The sequence below is a fragment of the Glutamicibacter sp. genome (genome assembly GCF_032154645.1).
Lineage (GTDB): Bacteria > Actinomycetota > Actinomycetes > Actinomycetales > Micrococcaceae > Glutamicibacter.
In genome coordinates this window covers 315,569-335,702 of sequence record NZ_JALDXV010000001.1, presented here as the reverse complement: position 1 = coordinate 335,702, position 20,134 = coordinate 315,569, and the positions used below count along the sequence as shown (strand labels likewise).

Sequence of the window (20,134 nt, the reverse complement as noted above, 5' to 3'; positions counted from 1 at the left end):
ACTATTCCTTGGGTTTGACCTCGTCGTTCGGGTCTCCGACATTCCAGAAACCGCGGGCGTGCGAGATGTGCTTGATCAATAAGGTGTGCAGGGCGTCGCTGTCGCCCTTTTTCATGAGCTTGACCATGTCCAGGTGTTCGGCGGCCATGGTGGTCAGCTTGCGTTCGCGCATCAGCGACTTCAGCCCGTACTGGCGGGTGCGCATGCGGTAGCTGGTGGCAAGCTCGACCAGTTCGGCGTTGCCGCAGGGTCCCATCAGTTCGTGGTGGAAATCCCGGTCCGCGCTGAGGTAGCCGTCGATGTCATCCGCCGCCGCCGCCGCGATGATCTCCTGGGCCATTGCGGTGAGCTTGGCGATGTCGGCCGCCTTGTGGTTCTGCGCCGCAAGCTTGGTGGCTTCCGGTTCGATGAGCAGGCGGATCGCCGCGATGTCCTCAAGTTCCTTGTCGGTCATTCCGGTGACACGGAATCCCTTGTTCTTGATGGTCTCCACCAGGCCCTCGCGGGTCAGGTCCATCATCGCCTCGCGCACCGGGGTGGCGGAGACTCCCAGCGCCTCGCCCAGCACCGGCGCAGAGTACAGTTGTCCTTCCACAAGGTCGCCTGAGATGATGGCGGCACGCAGTTTTTCGGCCACGGTGTCACGCAGGCTGCGGCGCTCGTTCAGTGGTTCCAGTGCTAAGGCGTTCATGGCTCCCCATCCATAGGTACTATCGAGTTACTGCAATGCTACATTGCATAAATCGACGGCGGCACTGGCCATCGCCAGGTCCTCCCAGGCCATGCCCACCCCCGTGTAGACCGCAGGCCTGCCCGGGGTGCGGGTGAACTTGCCTTCCACCAGCTCCCTGAGATTCACTGGCGGCGCAGCATGCCATGCCCCGTCCGCGTGCAGGTCCACGGTGTTGCCGTTTTCGCGCAGCGCCGAGGCCCGACCCTCCACCACCACCTCGGCACGCAGCATCAGCTGGGCGTCGAGTTCGCGGCGTTCCAGCCCGTGCTGGCCGATGGCCGCCACCAGGGCGTGGCCGGCGACCCTAGATCCGTCGAACAGCGGATCCGGTGAGGAGCTGGCGCAGATGATCACATCCGCCTGCTCGATCTGAGGCTCCTGCTCGGCGCGGATCGCAATCCCCTCGGCTGCCAGTTCCGCCGCGGCGGCCCGGGCCTTGTCCAAGCCGCGCCCCACCAGCACGAACCGGGCCGATTCGAACAGCGCGTGGGCGTAGCGGATATGGTTCTTCGCCTGGATGCCGGTGCCGTAGACCAAGATCAGGGGCGCGTCGCTGAAGGACTGCGTGGCCCTGGCCATTTCGCGCAGCGCCAGCACCGTGGTGCCCGGGGTGCGCAGTGCGGTGAGTGCGGTCCCGTCGAGCACCGCGATCACCGCGCTGGTGGCGGCGTCGAAGAGCAGGTAAGAGCCCTGGATCTTCGGCAGCCCCACGGCGGTGTTCTGCGGGTCGACTGTCAGCACCTTCACGCCGTTGCGTGCGGCGCCCAGGGCCGGCATGATCAGGAATTCTCCGCGCTGGGTGGGCGCGAACAGCCGCGGCGAATCGGCTTCCGGATCCAGCCCTCCGGCCAGGGCATCGCCGAGGATCTGCACCGCGGTGGCGGGGCTGATCTGGGAGTACAGGGTGTCTGCGTCGAGGTAGGGCAGGCTCATAAGATGAATCCTTCCGGGAACGGATCGGTGGGATCCAAGAAGTACTGGGCGGTGCCGGTGACCCAGGCGCGGCCGGTGACGGTGGGGATCACCGCTTCCTTATCCCCCACGGTGGTGGTGCCGACCAGCCGGCCGGTGAACTGCGAACCAATGAAGGACTCGTTGATGAAGTCTGCCTCCAGCGCCAGTTCGCCGCGGGCGTGCAGCTGCGCCATGCGCGCGCTGGTTCCGGTGCCACAGGGCGAACGGTCGAACCAGCCCGGGTGGATGGCCATCGCGTGGCGGGAGTGTTCGGCGGTGGAGCCCGGTGCCTTCAGGTACACGTGGTGGCAGCCGCGGATGTCGCCGCGCTCCGGGTGCACCGGCTCGTCCTGCTGATTGATCGCCTCCATGATGGCAAGGCCCGCCTCGATCAGCTGCTGCTTGCTCTCGCGGTCAAAGGGCAGGCCCAGGGATTCCAGGTCCACCACCGCGTAGAAATTTCCGCCGAAGGCCAGGTCGTAGCCCACCTGCCCGAAGCCGGGAACCTGGACCGTGGCATCCAGCCGGTCCACGAAGGATGGCACGTTGCGGATGGTGACGGCCGTTGCGTGTCCGTCTTCCACCTGCACCGAGGCGATCACCAGGCCCGCCGGGGTATCCAACCGGATCTCGGTGACCGGCTCAACCACTTCAACCATGCCGGTTTCCACCAGCACCGTGGCCACGCCGATGGTGCCGTGTCCGCACATGGGCAGCAGGCCGGAGACCTCAATGTAGAGCACGCCGTAGTCTGCGTCCTCCCGGGTGGGAGGCTGCAGGATCGCCCCGCTCATGGATGCGTGGCCGCGTGGTTCATTCATCAGCAGTTTGCGGATGTGATCGCTGTTTTCCATAAACCACAGCCGGCGTTCGGCCATGGTCTTGCCCGGGATGGTTCCCACTCCCCCGGTGATGACCCGGGTGGGCATGCCTTCGGTGTGGGAATCAACGGCGTGGAATACACGGGTGGTGCGCATTGAAGTCCTTCGAAATAGATTGGGCGTTGCCGGTGCCGCGAAGAATTCTCATTCCCCGCGGCACCTGCTTAGCTGTACTGCACTTTACTTGTAGCCGCGGGACAGGGCCGCCTCGGTGTCTGCGGTGATCGCAGCGTGGTACTCGGCGCTCAGCGGACCGCGCGGCGGACGGCAGGTGCCGCCCTTCAGGCCCGCCAGATCCATGGACAACTTGATGGCCTGAACGAATTCGGTCTTGGTGTCCCAGCGCAGCAGCGAGTGCGACTCACGATACAGGGACTTGGCCTGCTCCAGGTCGTTCAAATCTCCGCTGGTGGACAGGCGGTAGAGCTCCATCATGGTCTGCGGGAAGGCGTTGGTGTAGCCCGAAACCCAGCCCACGGCGCCCGCGACGCCCATTTCAAGCACGCTGTCGTCGGTGCCGATCAGCAGGTCCAGCTCGGGGACCAGCTCGCTGATCTCGTAGGCGCGGCGCACATCTCCGGTGAATTCCTTGACGCCGACGATGTAGCCGGCCTCGAACAGGCGGGCGATCAGCTTCGGGGTCAGATCCACCTTGGTGTCGATGGGATTGTTGTAGGCGACCACCGGGATGCCCACCTCGGCGACCAGGCGGTAGTGCTCCACCACTTCGTCATCGTTGGCGCGGTAGATGTTCGGCGGCAGCAACATGACCGAGGAAGCCCCAGCTTCCGCCGCCTGGTTGGCCCAGTGGCGGGCCTGCAGGCCGCCATAGGAGCCAATGCCTGCCATGACGGTGAAGCCATCCGGTGCTGCATCGATGGCGGTGGTGATGACGCGGGCGCGCTCCTCTTCGCTCAGCGCCTGGTACTCGCCCAGCGAACCGTTCGGTGCAATGCCGTCGCAGCCGTTGGCCGCCAAAAATGCCACGTGCTCCGCGAAGCCGTCGTAGTCAATGCTGAAGTCGTCGTTGAACTGCAGCGAGGAGGCAACGTGTACACCCTGCCATGGCTTCCGACTCTGAGACATCTTGTTCTTCCTTTCAATGAAGTTCGTGCTGCGGACGGTGGGGTAAGACCTCGCCACCTGAAGTTTCGTTGTGATCCGCTACACCAAAGGTACTATGTACAATTTTACAGTGCAATAGAAAAAGCTAAATATTTTCTAGCTTCTGAACCCATCGCCACGCTCACCCTCCATCAGGGGCGCGTGTTCGGTGGTTGCGTAGCCGCGCTCAAGCTCAATGGCGCGCACCTTCCAGTACTCCGCCCCATGAATGCCCAGTGGGCGCGGGTCGAAGTGGATCTCCCCACCCAGCTTGCGCCGACGGTCATAGTCTCGGATCACCTTGCGCACGATGGGTGCCAGGAAGAGCAGGCACACCATGTTGACCCAGCCAAGTGAGGCATAGCCGATGTCGCCCAGCGTCCAAATCACGGCCGCGGATTCCACCGAGCCGTAGAAGGTCATGGCGAGCATGCCGACCTTGAGCAGTAGCGACATCACCTTCCCCGGCTCCCTCCCAAAGAGGAACACCAGATTGGTGTGGGCAATATAGAAGAACGCCACGAGCGTGGTGAAGGCAAAGAAGAACAACGCTATTGCAACAAACCCTGGGCCAAAGCCCGGGAGCACCTGGTCCACCGCGGTTTGGGTGTAGCCAGCGCCAGCTTCAACGCCCGGAAGATTTTCAACGACCGCACTGCCGTCGGAGGCGAAGACGTTGTAGGAGCCGGTAATCACAATCATGATGCCCGTGGCGAAGCAGACAACGACGGTGTCGATGAAGATGGAGAATCCCTGCAGCAGACCCTGGGTGGCAGGGTGGTTTGCCGAGGCGGCGGCCGAGCCGTAGGTCCCCTCGCCCACACCGGCGACATTTGAGAACACCGCGCGGCGCACACCCCAGGCAACCGCGGCACCCGCCATGCCGCCGAAGATTTCATGCAGGCCGAAGGCACTTTCAAGGATCAACTGCAGGGCCGGAATGATCTGGGTGAAGTTGGCAAAGACCACCACAAGGGCGACGAGGATATAGCCCAGCGCCATAAAGGGAACCATCAGGTCCACGGCCTTGACTAGTCGCTTGGTGCCCCCGAAGATGACGACGCCGAGGATTCCGGTGACCACTACGGCACTGACCCACGGGGAGATTCCGAAGGCGTTTTTCATGCCGGCGGCGATGTTGTTCGACTGCACCCCGGGAAAGACCAGACCGTAGCCGACGGCGGTCATGACTGCCAGCACCGCGGCCAGCCATTTGATGCGCAGACCAAATTTGACGTAGAAGGGCATGCCGCCGCGGTGTTCACCGTTGATCTTCCGCTTGAAGACCTGGGCCATGGACGACTCGGCGAAGGAGCTTGCGGCTCCGAGCAGCGCGCAGACCACCATCCAGAACAGCGCACCGGGTCCCCCGGCAGCGATGGCGGTTCCAACGCCGGCAATATTTCCAACGCCGACCCTCGAGGCGATAGTCAGCAGCAGCGCTTGAAGTGGTGCGATGCCCGCGTCGTCAACCTTGGGCTTGAAGATCAGTGTCAGCGTATGCGGCAGCAGCCTAAACTGGGCTCCGTAGGTAAGAATCGTGAAGAACAACCCCACAGCCAAGGCGAAATACGCCATGGGGTTCCATAGTCCGTCGCTGATCGCGGTAAGTGTTTCCATTGATTTCCTCTGAGCATTCGAAGATGTCGCATCGAGGTAAGACGCTTGAAAAGTAAGTTGGATCACAACAATGTAAAATGGTACATAACACTACTGATGCTGACAATGGTCCCCAGAAGATTCTTTAAAACGCCAGAGCCAACCGCCGCTCGGGCAGTTGGCTCTTCAAGATGGTCCAGCGTGATCGCTAGGAAATGGGTAGTGACCTGCGAATTACCGTGTCGACGCGGTCCAGTGCCTGCGCCACACGGTCGTATCCGGCGGCAAATGACAGCCGGATGAAGTGCTGTCCTTCGAAGGGATCGAAGTCTCCCCCGGGAGTCAATGCCACAAAGGCCGTATCCAGGACGGCGCGGCAGAACTGGCCAGCGCTGCCGAAGTGCTCAAGGAGCGGTTCACTCAGCTTCCCGTACAGGTAGAACGCCCCATCGGCAGGGGCCGCCTGCTCGATGCCCAGCTTGTCCAAATGTGCCAGTACCAGTTCGCGGGTTCTGGCGAACTCTTCCACGCGCCGCTGCGCCTCGGCGATGCTCTGCGGTTCAAAGGCGGCGATGACCGCGCGCTGCGCCGGGGCCGGAGCGCACAGCGCGAGATTTGAGGCCAGCGCATCCACCGTTGGCAACAATTGGTCGGGAACGATCATCCAGCCAAGCCTCCACCCGGTCATCCCCCAATATTTGGAGAATGACGAAACGACGATGGAGGAATCGGTGAACTCCCACGAGGTGTGGCCGCGGCGGTCGGGAACGAATTCGATCCCGTGGTAGATTTCATCGCTGATCATCCGCACCTGGTGTTTCACGCACCATGAGCTCAGTTCTTCCAGCTCCCGAGCGCTGAACATGGTTCCCGTGGGGTTGTTCGGCGAGGCGATTATCAGGCCTTCGAAGCGTCCATGCTCGGCCCAGGCCTGCTCAAGAAGCTCTACGGAGGGCTGGAATCTTTGCGCGGGACCGGTGGGAATGTCGATGACTTCCAGCCCCAGTGCTCCAAGAATATTCGCGTAGGCGGGATAGCCGGGTCGGGCCAACGCCACCTTGTCCCCGGCGTCGAAGGCTGCAAGGAATGCCAGCTGAAACGCCCCCGAGGACCCCGTGGTCATGACGAAGTTCTTTGCGGGAACCTCGACCCCATAGGTTCGAGAATAATGGGCTGCCAGAGCTTCACGCGTCGCCTGCAGACCGGCGGTAGCGGTATATCCGAAATCGGCATCCTCACCGTGTAGCCGCGACGCCAGCTCGTTGACAGCGCTGGGCGCCCCGCCTCCGGGTTCGCCCACGCACAGCGAGATGACGTCGTGACCGGCCGCGCGCAGTCTTGCTACTTCCTCGACGATCTGCATCACCTCGAAGGGAGGCACCTGGCCGCGCTGTGAAACCTTCATTTTCCGACCGATTCCCCCAGCTCTCGTTCCTTCACGGGGTGGCGGGAGAGAATCGATACACGGTTGAAGGCGTTCATTGCCACAGCAATCCATTGAATGGCGGCCACCTGCTCATCGTTGAGTACCAGGCGCGCTGAGGCCACTGCTGCAATACGCTCCTCTGGAGTTGGCAGGTCGGTGGCGGCCTCGGCGATGGCCAGTGCGGCGCATTCCTCCTCATTGAACAGCCCGCCGCATTCGTTCCAGGTCCGCAGCAGATTGATTCGCTGCATGCTCTCTCCGGCTTCGAGCGCGCGCCGGGCATGCAGGTCTAGGCAGAATGCGCAGCCGTTGATCTGTGACACCCTGAGATTGACCAATTCAGCGGTGCGGTCGCTGATACCCGCTGCCTGGTATGACTTGGTGACCTGTTTGGCGAACTTGCCAATGGAGTTCCACAATTCGGGATTGGTCTTGTCGAGAAATAGTGGGTCTGAGACTGCCATATCTGAACCTTACCTGCCGGTCGGAGGTTCCACCCATTTAGCATTCACCTGCACCAAAACCTGCAGTTCATTTCCACAGCCTATTTACTACCAGCAGGTGTACCGTGGCATTAGTCGAAGCACAACGATGAAGCTGGCGGGTAAGGTGCGGGTTCCAAGCGGACTCTTCCCGTTGATCATGATCATGCCGCTGGTGCTCCTTTTCTCCACTGTTACCTGCCGGTCTGCGGCCGCTGGAAGATTGACGCGAAATCACCTGCTTGGGTATCGCTTTCCGTCGCTACTGGCCTCCGACAGATCCTGGCAAGCTGGCCATGAAGCGGCCTACAGGCCCTCGCTCTTTGGATTCATCGGAACACTCCTGTCCTCTATCGCGATCTTTACGCTGAGTCCGCTCATGATCCTCGTCGAAATACTGTGCTTCATCATCGGTCTTGGCACGGCAATCACCTCTGCCCTACGGGCGGCAGGAAGCGAATATTTATAAGCACTCACCCACTGACCTGCGCATATTTTGCGACAGCCAACTCGGCATAAATCCCTCGTAATTAATACATCCTCAAAATGTATGATTCGCCGCTCCACGTTGTGTAAGATCAACCTGTCACTTCCATCCATTCGGATGATTTATTGAAGTGCGATCTCGCTCGTTGGAGGAAGAATGAAAAGTACGAAAGTTCTAGGATTCACATCGTTGGCCGTCGCCTCGGCGTTGGCTCTGGCAGGTTGTTCAGGTTCAGACAACCAGTCCGAGGACAGCACCTCCCCTTCGCCGACCGTCAGCTCAACCGCCACCGAGTCGTCAACCGCTGAGGCCTCGGCAACCGACAGCACCGCCTCCGCCACCGGATCGGCAAGCGAATCGAGCACCGAATCAGCTCAGGCCGACTCCGGCGAGCTCAAGATCTACAAGGCAAGCTCCCCTAGCTACACCGACACCGTCATGGACCACGAATTCGAGGTCACCGGGGTCGCGATGGGCTTCACCGGCGAAGGGGAATTCGCCGAGGCGCCTGGCGACAATACTTATGTCGCCGTCAAGTACAAGGCAAGCGCCGGCGACAAGTACTTCAATGGAACCTCCTGCTCAAACACCCGACTGTCTTCCGCAGATTCGAGCACTCCCACCGGCGACACCAATAGCCTGCAGAAAAAGGCCATGGAAAAGGCCGGAATCGACCCCATGGAAGACGTTCGCCAGGGCGAAAGCACCGAGGGATGGTGCCTTTACTACGTCCCGAATCCAACGCTGGACAACCTGACAGCAACCTACCAGCGCCTGCCCATGAAGGACGGGGACAAAACCTATAAGGAAGAGTCCAAGGATCTGAAGATCACCGTGGAAAAGTAGGGTCGAGGGCCACAACTAAAAATGTTTGAGGGACGGATCAGTTGATCCGTCCCTCAAACTTTGGTGCTATTTGTCGCCGTCGGCTGCCAGCTGGCCGCAGGCTCCGTCGATTTCCTTGCCGCGGGTATCGCGCAGGGTCGTGGGAACTCCCAGCTCATCCAGGCGGCGCACGAACTTCGAGGTGATGTCAGATTCGCTGCGGGTCCAGATGGAACCGGGCACCGGGTTCAGCGGGATCGGGTTCACGTGCACCCAGCCGCGGCCGCGGGCATTGAGCTTCTTGGCTAGCATTTCTGCACGCCACTCGTGATCATTCATGTCCTTGATCAGCGCGTATTCGATGGAGACGCGGCGACCAGTCTTCACGTAGTAGTCGTAGGCGGCATCCAGTGCCTCGTCGACCTTCCAGCGGGAGTTCACCGGGATCAGCTCGTCGCGCAGTTCGTCGTCCGGTGCGTGCAGCGACAGCGCAAAGGTGACGGGAACGTTCTCATCGGCCAGCTTGCGGATTGCAGGAACCAGACCCACGGTGGAAACGGTGATGCCGCGGGCGCTCATGCCCAGGCCCTCCGGAACCTCGGCAACCATGCGGTGCACGGCGTTCATGACGCGCTTGTAGTTGGCCAGTGGTTCACCCATGCCCATGAACACAATGTTGCCCACGCGCTCATCCGGGTGCTTCTGTCCGCCCAGACCGCCTTCGGCGATCACGCGGTTGGCCTGGACGATCTGGTCCAGGATCTCGGCGGTGGACATGTTGCGGGTCAGCCCCGCTTGTCCGGTGGCGCAGAACGGGCAGTTCATGCCGCAGCCGCACTGCGAGGAGATGCACAGGGTGATGCGGTTCGGGTAGCGCATCAGCACCGACTCGACCAGCGAGCCGTCGAACAGGCGCCAGAGGAACTTGATGGTCTTGCCGTCATCGGTGGTCAGTCGCTTGACCTCGGTGAGCAGCTTCGGGAACATGGCGTCGACCAGTTCCTCGCGGCCGTTCTTCGGCAGATCGCTCATCTTGGCGGGGTCGGTGGTGTAGTGCTGGAAGTAGTGCACCGACAGCTGCTTGGCGCGGAAGGCCGGAAGTCCGAGTTCCTTCAGCTTCTCCTGACGTTCTGCCAGGGTCAGGTCTGCAAGGTGCACCGGCGGCTGCGAAACGCGGCGCTTGGTGGAGAACTGCAGTTCGGGGCGGCCGTCGGCACCCATTTCCTGCTTCCAGCCTTCAGCCGTCGGGATTACCTGCGCACGGCCTTCGGCCTCGGCGCGGGACTTGGAAATGCGCAGCTGCTGGGCGCGCTGAGCGGCGGCCTGCTCTTGACGCAGGGCCTTGCGCTCGTCGGCGGAAAGTGTGGTGGAGTTGCTGGAAGTCATCACCATCCATTGTTTCATGTATTCGCTTAGATCTCTCGGTGAGTTTGGGCACGCACAGCACTGCCCCGGTGCTCGGAGAAGAACACCGGGGCAGTGAAGTTATTTTCAGTACTGCGACCAGGTCCGTTGACGCAGCAGCGCACCCTCGGCACCCGTCAAATCGAATTCATGACCCAGCTCGGAATCGTGCAGCGTTCCCGATTCAACGTTCGCTGAGCGAGTTTTACGCAGGTCCCTATATCCTTCCTGTCGATCGTCGGTCCTCTCTACTTCGCCGTAGCCTTTCATGACTACATCGACGTTGTAGGTTTTGCCCCAGATCGGTGAGCCATCCTCTGCTTCACCGAGATACACCTGGAACTCTCCGCTCAGGGTTCCTGAGGTCAATTTCTTGTTGATGTCGACATCGAGGTTATATCCATACATGCCGACGATATCCAAGACTTCGCATCCGCTGTCGGAGTCCCACGATGGTGGAGCACCTTCGAGGCAGTCGAAGTTGACTACTGCTAGGTCGCCCTTTCCGGTGTTGCCTGCCATGAATGAAATGAAGTGCGCATTGCCGTCAAAACCCTCCATTTCACCAATAACCGGCTGTTCGGCTTCCATCAGCGATCTGGCGGTTTTCTCCGCTGCGGCTGCCGAGGCAGGCGGTACCGCAGCGACCGCTAAGGCCCCGACGCCGACGACAGCCACTAGGCTTCTGCTGTTTTTTCCCATGATTGGTTCTCCTTTCTGCGCACCATGCGTGTGGTGCATAAAGTGTGAGGACCCAACCAGTGTGCGGCTCAAATACCTTTAATCCCATAGATGGAAATAATGGTTATCCAAGTGTTATGCCACGACATGCCGCTGTACTGGCCCGCCGCACGCCATGACTACCAGTCAGCTGCTACTTCGCCAAGGTGCAAGCTGCCGGCCAGCGCCACCGGCGGCACCAAATAGCGAAAACTGATCTAGCCATTTCAACTAGTCAGCATCGATGGACAGCCGCCATGGGCAGCAGGGGTCGGCAGTGAAGTTGGCGCGCAACGCACCAGTCATCGGGCCGTGCTCAGCCTGTAATGGATCTGTGATCCACCGCTGGCGCACTGCGCTCAGGACATGGTGAAGCTTCTGGCTACCGCATCATGGATGCGCGGAGTAGACGACGCCAATTGGAACACCGCATCACGCAGCGGAAGCATCCAGGAAGGAACGGGGCGGCCCAGAAACATATTGAGCCGCGCCCGGTGCGCCGCAGCACGGGCGGCCCGAAGCTGCATTGTCGAAAAACCCTCAACCTGCCGCACTCCGGCGACGACCTCGGAGAATCTCTGCGCATCGGCCAAACCCAGGCAGAGGCCCTGACCACCAATGGGACTGATCTGATGGGCAGCATCACCCAACAGAACTACCCGGCCGTGGACCATGGAAGAGACAAAGCGCGAGGCTGTGGCGAATTCGCTGAACATGCTGCAGTCTTCTGGATCAACTATGAAGCCGGTACGCCGCGCCACGTCCTGGGCAAGCTGCTGAGCGGTCCCCCGGCTCGGCCCGCCGCCCCCGGTGCGCACCACCCATCTGCGCAGGCCGCCGGGCAACGGGAAGGATTCAACGATGCCCGAAGAGTGGAGAAACAACGCCGCCGTGTGCCGCAGATCCGTGGCATCGGGAAAATCTCCCATGCTGTAGTGGTCTTGGTGCTCCTTGCCCGTAAATGCCGCTGCCAACTGGGTGCGGACCGTTGAATGCACCCCATCGGCGCCGACAAGCCAGCGTGCGCTGTGGGTCGCGCCGCCTGCGGTGAATTCCACGTGGGGCTCCGAGGCGTCCAACACCCGTTCAAATGCGCAGCCGACCGACAATGCCCCGGGCGCCAGTTGGGCTAGCCTCTCACGCAGCAGATCCTCGGTCGCGGCCTGCGGCAGGGAGAGGATCTGTGGGTAGCTGCCGCCGACAACGCCAAAATCCATGGACCCCACAATTCGGCCGCGGGAAATGCCAAGGCCCCGCATGATCGGCACGCCCTGTTCCTGCGCCTGCCGCCCTACCCCCGCCACATCAAGAATCCTCTGCGCCGGCGGATGCAGTCCGATGGCCCGCGAATGGGAACTTGGCGCGCTGCGCTGCTCGAACACGCGAACGCTCTTTCCGCGCTGGGCCAACAGCACCGCGAGGCACAGGCCCACCGGACCGGCCCCGATAATTGCTACATCATCCATCGCTTTCGGACCGCCAGATCAACAGGTTGCGGTAGGGGCTGGCCGCCTCGACCTCCCACCCTGGGCGGGCCCTCTGGGCGAGTTCCTCGGCGGTGAAACTGCGGCGGATGGAAACCAGCCCGTCGCGCCGGATGAAGGAGGTCCCAGCCAGCGGCAGGGTGGCTGCCCCGAAAAGCACCAGCGCCAGCCGAGAGCGCCGGATGTCGCTGTGCAGGGCCACCGCCGGACACAGCTTTTCGGTATCCGCCATGAGCTGCTGCAGCTCGGACGGGGTCAGATGGTGCAGCAGATGATTGGAGAGCACCACATCGAAGCGCTCCCCGTCGGCTGCCAGCTGCGAACTTCCCACGGGGAGAAACTCCACGACCGACTCGGGAATTCCGCGGCGGCGGCCCGCCGCACGCGCGAAATCTATTGCCCGTTGATCCGGATCGATGCCGCACACGGTTACCTGCAGCCCGTCGGCGAGCGCCCAGCGGTACAGGTTCACGGCGATATCTCCGCCGCCGCAGCCGATGTCGAGGATTCTGCTGTGTCCTTGTTTGCGCAGCACCGGGCGGATGAATTGTTCATAGTTCTTCCGCCACCCGCTGACTGCACGGTTCACCAACGGGAACTGGGCATAGGTGCGCCGCAGCAGCAAGGCATCGCAGTCGGGCCGGTCCATCTCCTCCCGCGCGGCATCATCTCGCTGTAGCGCGCCCATCGGCTACTCCCGCGCCAGCGTGAATAATCCGGTTTCCACTGTCAGTCCCGGGCCGAAAGCCATGGCGCACACCTTTTCGCCTTGTGCCGCCGACGCCGACTCGACGATGTCTTTCAGCACGAACAGGACGGTGGCGCTGGACATGTTGCCATAGTCGCGCAGCACCCTGCGGGCCGGGTCCAGCTGCTCGTCGCTGAGGTCGAGCCTCTTCTGGATGCGGTCAAGGATGGCCCTGCCTCCGGGGTGGATGCCCCAGTGGGGAATCTCGGATGCGTTCAACTCGCGCTGGCCGCCGCGCAGCAGGGGCTGCAGGGCGTCGGTGATGTTTTCGTCGATGATGTGTGGGACGTAGGTGCCCAGCACCATCTCGAAGCCGTTGTCGCCGATGTTCCAGGCCATGGCGTCCTCCCCCACCGGCGTGAGCGTGGTCTGAAAATCGTCGATTACCAGGCCCGGATACTCCCCGCTGGACACGATGGCAGCGGCCGCCCCGTCGGCGAATATCGCGGAGCCCATGATGGTGTCCGGGTCATTCGAGCTGTGGACATGCAGCGTGCACAGCTCCACGCTGACCACCAGCACCTTCGCCTCCGGGTCGGCCAGGCAGAAATCCCTGGCCGCGCGCAGCGCCGGGAAGGCCGCGTAGCAGCCCATGAATCCCAGGTGGTGGCGCACCGTGCTTGGCTTCAATCCGAGTTCGCGGACAATCTGATAGTCGGGCCCCGGGTTGTAGAAGCCAGTGCAGGACACCGTGATGACGTGGGTGATGTCCTCGGGTGACAGGTCTTCACAGGCTTCCAGGGCACTGCGCGCCGTCGAAATGAAGAGGTCGGGCGCGTGCTGTACATAGTGCTGGTTGCGCGCCCCGGTGCTCGGTGAAAGCAGGGCACCGGTGGAGCGGTCGTAGAAGAGCGGCTGTTGCGGTGCGGGCGTGTTCAGGTCGAACTCGGTGACGCAGCTGTAGCGCGTGCTGATCGCCGCTGAATCAAAGGAAGTTTGGATCAGCCGCTGGCCCAGCCGCGTCAGGTGTTCCTGGGCCGCAAAGACATCGCGGATGTCGTTCTGTTCAAGCTTCACGGAAGGTGTGCTGGTCTGAATCGTGCGAATCGTCACTGGCATGCCCCGAGCCTACGACGTGTTGCCCGCGACGGGAATAGCTGGGGTGAATTACCAGTGATCCCGGCAGCCGTTGGCGGGGCCGTACGTGGTTCAAAGATTGCAAGGCCTGTGAGGATATACGTCATCGAATGCGATCAGCAGGTTCTTTCCTCGGTGCCAGCTAGCCTTCAGTACGATACAAAGCCCCAGCAGCTACGGCTGCAAGGGTTCAGCACCAATGGAAATTCGGTGCCAAACCCTTGCAGTCTGCAGCCGGCACTGGCTTACTTGGCCAAATACCCGCCGTCTACCGGGAGCGAAGTTCCCGTGATGTAGCTGTTCCGTGGATCTGCGAAATAAGCAACAGCTCCGGCAACGTCCTCAGGGAGCGCGACTCTTCCCAGCGGAATTGCCGCTGAGACTTCGCGTTCGGTCGCTTCGGGGTTGTCCTGTGAAGCTAGCCAGTCCTCGAACATCTGAGTCCTGGTCATGCCCGGTGCGACGGCGTTGACCCGGATATTGTTTTCGGCCAGCTCAACTGATGCAGCTTTAGTCAGCGCCAGCATCGCGCCCTTGCTTGCGCTGTACAGGCTCATCGTCGGAACGCCGATGCTCGCTAGACGAGAGGTGATGTTGATGATGGACCCACCATCGGCCGCGGCCATGATCCGCGCTGCGGCCTGCAGGCAGTAGATGGCGGCAAATGTGTTGATTTCGAACGCCTCGCGGATTTCTTCTTCGGGCGTTTTTAGAATCCAATTGATATGGTCGATGGCCGCATTGTTGACCAGCACATCGAGTTTCCCGGTGTGTTCCACTACCGCATCAACTAGACGCTGTGGAGCGCCGGGCTGCGTGAGATCGGCTTGGATGAAGCAACCGCTGTCGCCGAGCTCCGCAGCCACCGCCCCGCCGCGCTCGGTGCTCCTTCCGCTGATCACGACGAAGAACCCTTCTTTAATCAGACGCCGGGCAATGGCGATCCCAATTCCTGAGGTTGCGCCAGTCACCAAGGCAACGCGCTTCGAATCCATAAATGTCTCTCCTTGTGAGTCTGCGGGGCAGTTCGTTATCCCGCCGAATTATCGGTTGATCCGGCCGATCAGGGTTTCTCCGCGTTCGAGTCGCAACTGGTCATCGCTGCCGGGGATCACGTTTCCTCGCAGCGACCGTCCCGCGGTTTCTCGGAAGGTCAACACCGACACCAGTCCAATGATGCCTGCTCCCATCAGATACCAGCCGGGAACTAGTTCGTTGCCGGTAGCTCCGATGATCGCTTCATTGGCCACTGCAGCGGTGCCGCCGAAAATCGCGGTGGACAGGTTGTAACCGATCGCGAAGCCGGAGTATCGCACCGATGTAGGGAATAGTGCGGGCAGCGTGGAGGAAATCGTGGATAGCAAAGTCACCAACAGTAACCCCAGGGTACCGATGCCGGCAATTTGGCCCCAGAGCCCGCCGGTCTGCAGCAGCTTCACTGCAGGAACCGACAACACGACGAATCCTATGCTTGCCGTAAGCAGCAGCGGCTTGCGCCCGATCCTGTCGCTTAAAGCTCCAAGGGGGACGATCAGCGCCATCATGATCAGTTGGATAAGCACCAGGGTCAGGTTCGCCTGCGTTGCATCGTGACCCAACGTGGCAGTCAGATAACTGGGCATGTAGGTCAGAACCAGATAGAAGGCCACATTGACCAACACGATGAAGCCGAAGAGTTTAAGCAACTGCCCCGGGTACCGTAGCAGCAGTGAACGCAGGGCCTGAGGCGCCGAATGCACGGCATTGTCTTTGCCAGCATCATCGGTGAAGGTCTCGGATTCTTCCAGATGCCGCCGCATCCACAAGGCGATGCCCCCCAGCACCAGAGTTAGCGCGAAAGGCAGGCGCCACCATCCCGCCATCATTCCGTCTTCGCCGACTGCCATGGTCAGTACGGTGCACAGTATTGCTGCCGCACTGAATCCAGCCAGTGTTCCAAATTCGAGAAAGGACCCGTACTTACCGCGCTTGTTGTCCGGCGCGTGCTCGCTCATAAAGACCGCTGCGCCGGCATATTCGCCGCCGGCGGAGAATCCCTGGATCATCCGCAGCAGCACCAACAGCGCGGGAGCCATATAGCCTGCTGTCTCGAAGGTCGGAAGCACAGATATGCAGGCTGTCGACAAACTGATCATCACGATGGTGAAGATCAAGATGGTGCGGCGCCCAATTCGGTCGCCTAGAGGCCCCAATACCATGCCTCCCAGAGGACGCACGATGAACGAGATTGCGAAGGTTGAAAAGGCCAGAATCCGCGGCACCGCACCGTCGCTTTCCCCGAAGGTGAAGAACAACTGAGAGATGTAAACGATCAGGTATCCATAGATTCCGTAGTCGAACCACTCGATGGCATTTCCGATGGCCGAGCCAGCCACCGATTGACGGGCCTGTTTCTTTTCTGCTGCGGTGAATTCCGCTTCATAGCGGATCGCCGGCAACTGTGCGTGGGTAGTCATTGGCTGATCCTTAGCTCTGGGATGTTTCGTACTGGCGTAGGGCGATCAGCGCGTAGGCGCACGCCGCGGTGTGCAGATCACTGATGGACACGCTCTCGTTGGGCTGATGCGCCTGCGTATTGATTTCACCGGGCCCAAGCACCACGGTAGGCACATGGTGGTGCTCGGCAATGAAGCCTCCTTCACAAGAAGCCGTCCAGATTCCGTGCTCGCCTGCTGCCCCGAGGTCCTGCAGCGCCGCACAGACCCGCCGCACCAACGGAGCCTGGGGCTCGGTCAGGAATCCGGGCATGAACATCTCTACGGACCCGTGAAACTGAAGCTTCCGCGCATCGAGGGTTTCGGTGCCGTCAATCCGGTTCCGGACTGCAGAAAGTAGGGCGTCGAGGACTTGCTGAGGATCCTCACCAGGCAGCAGCCTGCGGTCGACACCCAACACTGCGTGATCCGGAACGATTGAAGTCCCATGCCCCGCCTTCAGGGTTCCCACATTCCAGGTAGCTGGACCAAGCACCGGGTGCGGCTCAGCCGCCAGCCGCTGTTTGTCATCCCCGATCAGAGCCACCAGCTCCGCCGCGGCTTCGATGGCGCTGGCGCCATCCGCCGGACGTCCGGCATGCGCGCTGGCCCCGCTGATCTGCACCTGAAGATTCGCTGCAGCACGACACCCGATGATCGCCGTCAGATCAGTCGGTTCCGCAACAATGCACGCGGAATATGGCGTGCCGTCAACGGAGCTGATGTAGTTCTCGATCCCGAGTGCATCGGCTTCCTCATCCACGGTGCAGATCAGGGTCAAAGGGATATGGGGCGCATGTCTATTGACCGCGGCCATGGCCGCGATGACTGCAGACAGGCCGCCTTTCATATCCGTGGCGCCGCGGCCTATCAGCCGGTCCCCTTCACGTCGGACCATGAAGGGATCGGCATCCCAGCCGCTGCCCGCTGGCACCACATCGCTGTGACCCAGAAAGAGCACGCCGCCACCGGCATTTCCCCCGCCCAGGTGGGCAATCAGGTTAGGCCGTCCCGGCTCCACCTGCTGAAGATGCACCGTGGCTCCCAAATTTTGAAGCACGCCTTGCAGAAGCAACACTGTTCGTTCTTCGGTGCCGCCTGGATTCTCGCTTGACGCTTGAATCAACTGACCGCACATCTCCACTATCTGCTCCCGGTCGACATGTGCCAGTACCGAATGCTCCAGTTCGTTGGCCGGCGCCATCGCTGATCTCATACTGCAACACCGCGCAGGAGCATAGCTTCCAAGGCGTCGTGCAGCCGTTGGACGCCCAGTTCGATTCGCGCAGGCGTGGAGGTCGCAAAGCACAGACGCAGCGCATCGGTGAAAGTACCGGAATCCGCGAAAGCTGGGCCCGGAATGTAGGCGACCCCATGTTCGAGGGCGAGTGGAAAAAGCTCTTCCGTATTGATCTGCGCGTAACGGCCGCGCAGCGTGAGCCAGAGGAAAAAACCGCCTTCCGGATCAGTGGTTTCCACCTGGTCGCCGAAAGTGCGCTGTAGCGACTGCACCATGGCCTGTTTGCGTTCAGCATAGACGCTGCGCAGCGTCTCGAGATGGCTTTCTAGGCGCCCCTGAGCTAAGTAGTCGGCCACCAGCTGCTGCAGCGGGGCATTCGTACAGGTATCCATGGATTGCTTGGCGCTGATTGCCAGGGCGCGTAGCGCAGGGTCCAGTTCAATCCAGCCCACCCGCAGACCAGGAGCAAGCACCTTGGAGAAGGTGCGCACCGATACGATGCGCTGGTTGCCCGGACTCAGCTCGTCGAAGCCTGGCACATACTCACCGGCAAAGCGCAACGCCCCATAGGGATCGTCATCGATGATGAAGGCATCCCATTGTTCGGCGAGTTCGATCAGCTTCTGCCGACGAGCTTTGCTCATGGTCCGCCCGGAGGGGTTCTGGAAGTTCGGGATCACATAGATGACTTTGGGGATCTTTCCCGTAGCTTCGACGAGCCCCGGTAGCGCCTCCACCACCAAACCGTCGTCGTCTACCGGTGCTTCGAGGATCTGTCCCTGATAGCTCAACGCCGTGGCTATGCCATTGGTGTAGGTCGGGGATTCGACAATGACAAGGTCTCCAGGATCCACCATGAGCTTGAATGCGATGTCCAGACCCTGCATGCCTCCTGTAGTGACAAGGATCCGCTCTGCGTCGATATGCCGAGACAGCCGTGCCTGATAGGCGACGATCTGTTCGATCAGTTGAGGATTGCCTTCGGTGGCAGCGTAGTCGTAACGTCCCTCAGTCGGCTGTCCGTAGAGTTCTGCCAGCTCGGCTTCGGGAATCAGTTCCGCGTTGGGTGCACCCATGGCAAACCGGACGATATCGTGGGTCTGGCTGGCAAGCAGCGAGGTCGAAGAATCAATCACCGAGCCTTTAAGCTGGCTGGCTCGGGCTGCAAGCCGCGTTGAAACTGGTGTCAGAAAAGATTGCGTAGTCATCGGTAAAGCTCCTTGGATTGATGATGGTCAGTTCACGAGGAAGGTCGGCGAGAAATTCAATGCCGTTGGCCGCCACCCGGATCGGTTCGGAAACCTCGAAGCCGAAGCCGTCGAGCCACATGCCCGCGATCAAGTGGAAGGTCATGTTCTCCTGCAACAACGTGTATTCGCCACTGCGGAAACTAATCGTTCGTTCGCCCCAGTCCGGCGGGAAGCCGACGCCGATCGAGTAGCCCAGCCGAGATTCCTTTTCGAATCCGCGGGCGTTGATCACCCGTGTGAAAGCCCGAGTGACCTCGTCAGGCGTCGCTCCCGGGCGAACTTGATCGAAGGCTGCCTCGATGCCCTCGATGGTCGCCGCGGCCACCCGCTGCAGCGATGAGCTCGGCCTGCCCAGCACCGCGGTGCGGGCGATCGGCGCGTGGTAGCGTCGATGCACCCCGGCGAGCTCAATGGAGATCGGGGCATCGGCCGGCATTGGGTCTTCGTTCCAGGTCAGATGCGGCGTGTCTGCTCCTGCCCCGGTGGGCAGCATCGGCACGATCGAGGGGTAGTCCCCTGCATAGCCAGCTACACCCCGGGCCTGTGCCGCCATGATCTCAGCGGCTACGTGGTTCTGCGGCCTGCCCGGCGCCAGCGCACCGAGAGCGGTACGCATGGACTGCGAGGCGACCTTGCCAGCAATGCGCATCAGCTCGATCTCGTAGGGAGACTTGATCAGCCTGACCCAATTGACCAGTTCGCGAGATTCGCGCAGTTCCCATTCGCCCAACGTCGCTGACAGTGCTTGGTACATGCGGACGGAGAAAAAGTGTGAATCTCCTTCGTAGCCAACTGCGAGCTTTCGCCCATAGCCACAGTCCCGCAGATGTTGGGCAACCCAGTCGCCGGGGTGAGCTTGGGGTTGGTGGACCAGTTCCTCGGGATACCCGAAGATCCGATGCGGGTTGATTCCGACCGCAGTCCGGTGTGCGCCCCGGGCATCCATATGGCGCATATAAAGCAGCGGTTGTCCTTCGAGGGGCAGCACCAGCATCTGCGCTGTATAGAACGACCAAGCGTTATAACCAGTCAAGTAGTTCAGATTCGCAGGATCGGTGATTAGCAACAGCTCTAAGCCTTGCTCGGCCATGCGCTCCTTGACTCGTTGCTGGCGGATTGCGAACTCGGCGATTTCCAGGCTGACGTGGCCTGCTGAGGGCTGCACCATTTCGGTTTTCATGCTCCTTGCGGATCAATGGAGTTTTTCGTGTGATCTAAACCATATGACCGACGTTCTATCAGATAA

General features: G+C 61.1%; 19 protein-coding genes. 2 read left to right on the top strand and 17 right to left on the bottom strand.

Annotation, left to right across the window (positions count from 1 at the left end; translation table 11 throughout):
- Window position 1: 1 nt before the first annotated feature.
- The 7 genes from RUH64_RS01550 to RUH64_RS01520 form a co-directional block, all read right to left on the bottom strand.
- Window positions 2-691, bottom strand: a complete 690-nt coding sequence (locus RUH64_RS01550; protein ID WP_313810774.1) for a GntR family transcriptional regulator — start codon at window positions 689-691, stop codon at window positions 2-4.
- Window positions 692-718: 27 nt separating this feature from the next.
- Window positions 719-1,666, bottom strand: a complete 948-nt coding sequence (locus RUH64_RS01545) for an ornithine cyclodeaminase family protein (protein ID WP_313810772.1) — start codon at window positions 1,664-1,666, stop codon at window positions 719-721.
- Window positions 1,663-2,664, bottom strand: a complete 1,002-nt coding sequence (locus tag RUH64_RS01540; protein ID WP_313810770.1) for a proline racemase family protein — start codon at window positions 2,662-2,664, stop codon at window positions 1,663-1,665. The genes RUH64_RS01545 and RUH64_RS01540 overlap by 4 nt, the downstream gene beginning before the upstream one ends.
- A gap of 84 nt (window positions 2,665-2,748) precedes the next feature.
- Window positions 2,749-3,654 (bottom strand): dihydrodipicolinate synthase family protein, encoded by a 906-nt coding sequence (locus tag RUH64_RS01535; RefSeq protein ID WP_313810769.1) that lies wholly within the window; start codon window positions 3,652-3,654, stop codon window positions 2,749-2,751.
- 135 nt (window positions 3,655-3,789) lie between these two features.
- Complete coding sequence (locus tag RUH64_RS01530) at window positions 3,790-5,292, bottom strand: alanine/glycine:cation symporter family protein (RefSeq protein ID WP_313810768.1); 1,503 nt, start codon at window positions 5,290-5,292, stop codon at window positions 3,790-3,792.
- Window positions 5,293-5,479: 187 nt separating this feature from the next.
- Complete coding sequence (locus RUH64_RS01525) at window positions 5,480-6,676, bottom strand: aminotransferase class I/II-fold pyridoxal phosphate-dependent enzyme (RefSeq protein ID WP_313810767.1); 1,197 nt, start codon at window positions 6,674-6,676, stop codon at window positions 5,480-5,482.
- The gene (locus tag RUH64_RS01520; protein ID WP_313810766.1) at window positions 6,673-7,161 is read right to left on the bottom strand and encodes a carboxymuconolactone decarboxylase family protein; all 489 of its coding nucleotides are present in this window, start codon (window positions 7,159-7,161) and stop codon (window positions 6,673-6,675) included. Before RUH64_RS01520 ends, RUH64_RS01525 begins: the two co-directional genes overlap by 4 nt.
- A gap of 127 nt (window positions 7,162-7,288) precedes the next feature.
- Between RUH64_RS01520 and RUH64_RS01515 the strand changes: the two genes are divergently transcribed.
- Window positions 7,289-7,648, top strand: coding sequence for an SdpI family protein (locus RUH64_RS01515; RefSeq protein ID WP_313810764.1), 360 nt, complete (start codon window positions 7,289-7,291; stop codon window positions 7,646-7,648).
- A 174-nt stretch (window positions 7,649-7,822) separates the two neighbouring features.
- Entirely contained in the window at window positions 7,823-8,512 is a 690-nt protein-coding gene (locus RUH64_RS01510; RefSeq protein ID WP_313810762.1) for a hypothetical protein, read from the top strand.
- Window positions 8,513-8,578: 66 nt separating this feature from the next.
- Here the strand turns inward: RUH64_RS01510 and rlmN are convergent, their stop codons facing one another.
- From rlmN to RUH64_RS01460, 10 genes are all read right to left on the bottom strand, one after another.
- The gene (gene rlmN, locus RUH64_RS01505; protein WP_313810760.1) at window positions 8,579-9,877 is read right to left on the bottom strand and encodes a 23S rRNA (adenine(2503)-C(2))-methyltransferase RlmN; all 1,299 of its coding nucleotides are present in this window, start codon (window positions 9,875-9,877) and stop codon (window positions 8,579-8,581) included.
- 105 nt (window positions 9,878-9,982) lie between these two features.
- Window positions 9,983-10,597, bottom strand: coding sequence for a hypothetical protein (locus tag RUH64_RS01500; protein ID WP_313810759.1), 615 nt, complete (start codon window positions 10,595-10,597; stop codon window positions 9,983-9,985).
- A gap of 377 nt (window positions 10,598-10,974) precedes the next feature.
- Entirely contained in the window at window positions 10,975-12,081 is a 1,107-nt protein-coding gene (locus tag RUH64_RS01495) for an NAD(P)/FAD-dependent oxidoreductase (RefSeq protein ID WP_313810758.1), read from the bottom strand.
- Window positions 12,074-12,787: a methyltransferase domain-containing protein gene (locus tag RUH64_RS01490; protein ID WP_313810756.1), complete on the bottom strand. Its 714-nt coding sequence runs from the start codon at window positions 12,785-12,787 to the stop codon at window positions 12,074-12,076. Before RUH64_RS01490 ends, RUH64_RS01495 begins: the two co-directional genes overlap by 8 nt.
- A 3-nt stretch (window positions 12,788-12,790) precedes the next feature.
- Window positions 12,791-13,906 (bottom strand): type III polyketide synthase, encoded by a 1,116-nt coding sequence (locus tag RUH64_RS01485; protein ID WP_313810754.1) that lies wholly within the window; start codon window positions 13,904-13,906, stop codon window positions 12,791-12,793.
- Window positions 13,907-14,169: 263 nt separating this feature from the next.
- On the bottom strand, window positions 14,170-14,919 hold the full coding sequence (locus RUH64_RS01480; RefSeq protein WP_313810753.1) for an SDR family oxidoreductase: 750 nt from the start codon (window positions 14,917-14,919) through the stop codon (window positions 14,170-14,172).
- Between the two features lie 48 nt (window positions 14,920-14,967).
- Window positions 14,968-16,380, bottom strand: coding sequence for an MFS transporter (locus tag RUH64_RS01475; protein WP_313810752.1), 1,413 nt, complete (start codon window positions 16,378-16,380; stop codon window positions 14,968-14,970).
- 10 nt (window positions 16,381-16,390) lie between these two features.
- Window positions 16,391-17,614, bottom strand: coding sequence for a M20 family metallopeptidase (locus RUH64_RS01470; RefSeq protein ID WP_313810751.1), 1,224 nt, complete (start codon window positions 17,612-17,614; stop codon window positions 16,391-16,393).
- Window positions 17,611-18,846, bottom strand: coding sequence for a PLP-dependent aminotransferase family protein (locus RUH64_RS01465; protein WP_313810750.1), 1,236 nt, complete (start codon window positions 18,844-18,846; stop codon window positions 17,611-17,613). Before RUH64_RS01465 ends, RUH64_RS01470 begins: the two co-directional genes overlap by 4 nt.
- Entirely contained in the window at window positions 18,782-20,068 is a 1,287-nt protein-coding gene (locus tag RUH64_RS01460) for a Xaa-Pro peptidase family protein (protein WP_313810749.1), read from the bottom strand. The genes RUH64_RS01465 and RUH64_RS01460 overlap by 65 nt, the downstream gene beginning before the upstream one ends.
- Between the last annotated feature and the right edge of the window lie 66 nt (window positions 20,069-20,134).

What these genes read in the sequence shown, in the direction of transcription:
- RUH64_RS01465 (WP_313810750.1), bottom strand. Translation starts at nt 18,846, where the DNA reads ATGACTACGCAATCTTTTCTGACACCAGTTTCAACGCGGCTTGCAGCC.
- RUH64_RS01545 (WP_313810772.1), bottom strand. Translation starts at nt 1,666, where the DNA reads ATGAGCCTGCCCTACCTCGACGCAGACACCCTGTACTCCCAGATCAGC.
- RUH64_RS01460 (WP_313810749.1), bottom strand. Translation starts at nt 20,068, where the DNA reads ATGAAAACCGAAATGGTGCAGCCCTCAGCAGGCCACGTCAGCCTGGAA.
- RUH64_RS01535 (WP_313810769.1), bottom strand. Translation starts at nt 3,654, where the DNA reads ATGTCTCAGAGTCGGAAGCCATGGCAGGGTGTACACGTTGCCTCCTCG.
- RUH64_RS01510 (WP_313810762.1), top strand. Translation starts at nt 7,823, where the DNA reads ATGAAAAGTACGAAAGTTCTAGGATTCACATCGTTGGCCGTCGCCTCG.
- RUH64_RS01480 (WP_313810753.1), bottom strand. Translation starts at nt 14,919, where the DNA reads ATGGATTCGAAGCGCGTTGCCTTGGTGACTGGCGCAACCTCAGGAATT.
- RUH64_RS01470 (WP_313810751.1), bottom strand. Translation starts at nt 17,614, where the DNA reads ATGAGATCAGCGATGGCGCCGGCCAACGAACTGGAGCATTCGGTACTG.
- RUH64_RS01525 (WP_313810767.1), bottom strand. Translation starts at nt 6,676, where the DNA reads ATGAAGGTTTCACAGCGCGGCCAGGTGCCTCCCTTCGAGGTGATGCAG.
- RUH64_RS01475 (WP_313810752.1), bottom strand. Translation starts at nt 16,380, where the DNA reads ATGACTACCCACGCACAGTTGCCGGCGATCCGCTATGAAGCGGAATTC.
- RUH64_RS01540 (WP_313810770.1), bottom strand. Translation starts at nt 2,664, where the DNA reads ATGCGCACCACCCGTGTATTCCACGCCGTTGATTCCCACACCGAAGGC.
- rlmN (WP_313810760.1), bottom strand. Translation starts at nt 9,877, where the DNA reads ATGACTTCCAGCAACTCCACCACACTTTCCGCCGACGAGCGCAAGGCC.
- RUH64_RS01550 (WP_313810774.1), bottom strand. Translation starts at nt 691, where the DNA reads ATGAACGCCTTAGCACTGGAACCACTGAACGAGCGCCGCAGCCTGCGT.
- RUH64_RS01520 (WP_313810766.1), bottom strand. Translation starts at nt 7,161, where the DNA reads ATGGCAGTCTCAGACCCACTATTTCTCGACAAGACCAATCCCGAATTG.
- RUH64_RS01530 (WP_313810768.1), bottom strand. Translation starts at nt 5,292, where the DNA reads ATGGAAACACTTACCGCGATCAGCGACGGACTATGGAACCCCATGGCG.
- RUH64_RS01515 (WP_313810764.1), top strand. Translation starts at nt 7,289, where the DNA reads ATGAAGCTGGCGGGTAAGGTGCGGGTTCCAAGCGGACTCTTCCCGTTG.
- RUH64_RS01500 (WP_313810759.1), bottom strand. Translation starts at nt 10,597, where the DNA reads ATGGGAAAAAACAGCAGAAGCCTAGTGGCTGTCGTCGGCGTCGGGGCC.
- RUH64_RS01485 (WP_313810754.1), bottom strand. Translation starts at nt 13,906, where the DNA reads ATGCCAGTGACGATTCGCACGATTCAGACCAGCACACCTTCCGTGAAG.
- RUH64_RS01495 (WP_313810758.1), bottom strand. Translation starts at nt 12,081, where the DNA reads ATGGATGATGTAGCAATTATCGGGGCCGGTCCGGTGGGCCTGTGCCTC.
- RUH64_RS01490 (WP_313810756.1), bottom strand. Translation starts at nt 12,787, where the DNA reads ATGGGCGCGCTACAGCGAGATGATGCCGCGCGGGAGGAGATGGACCGG.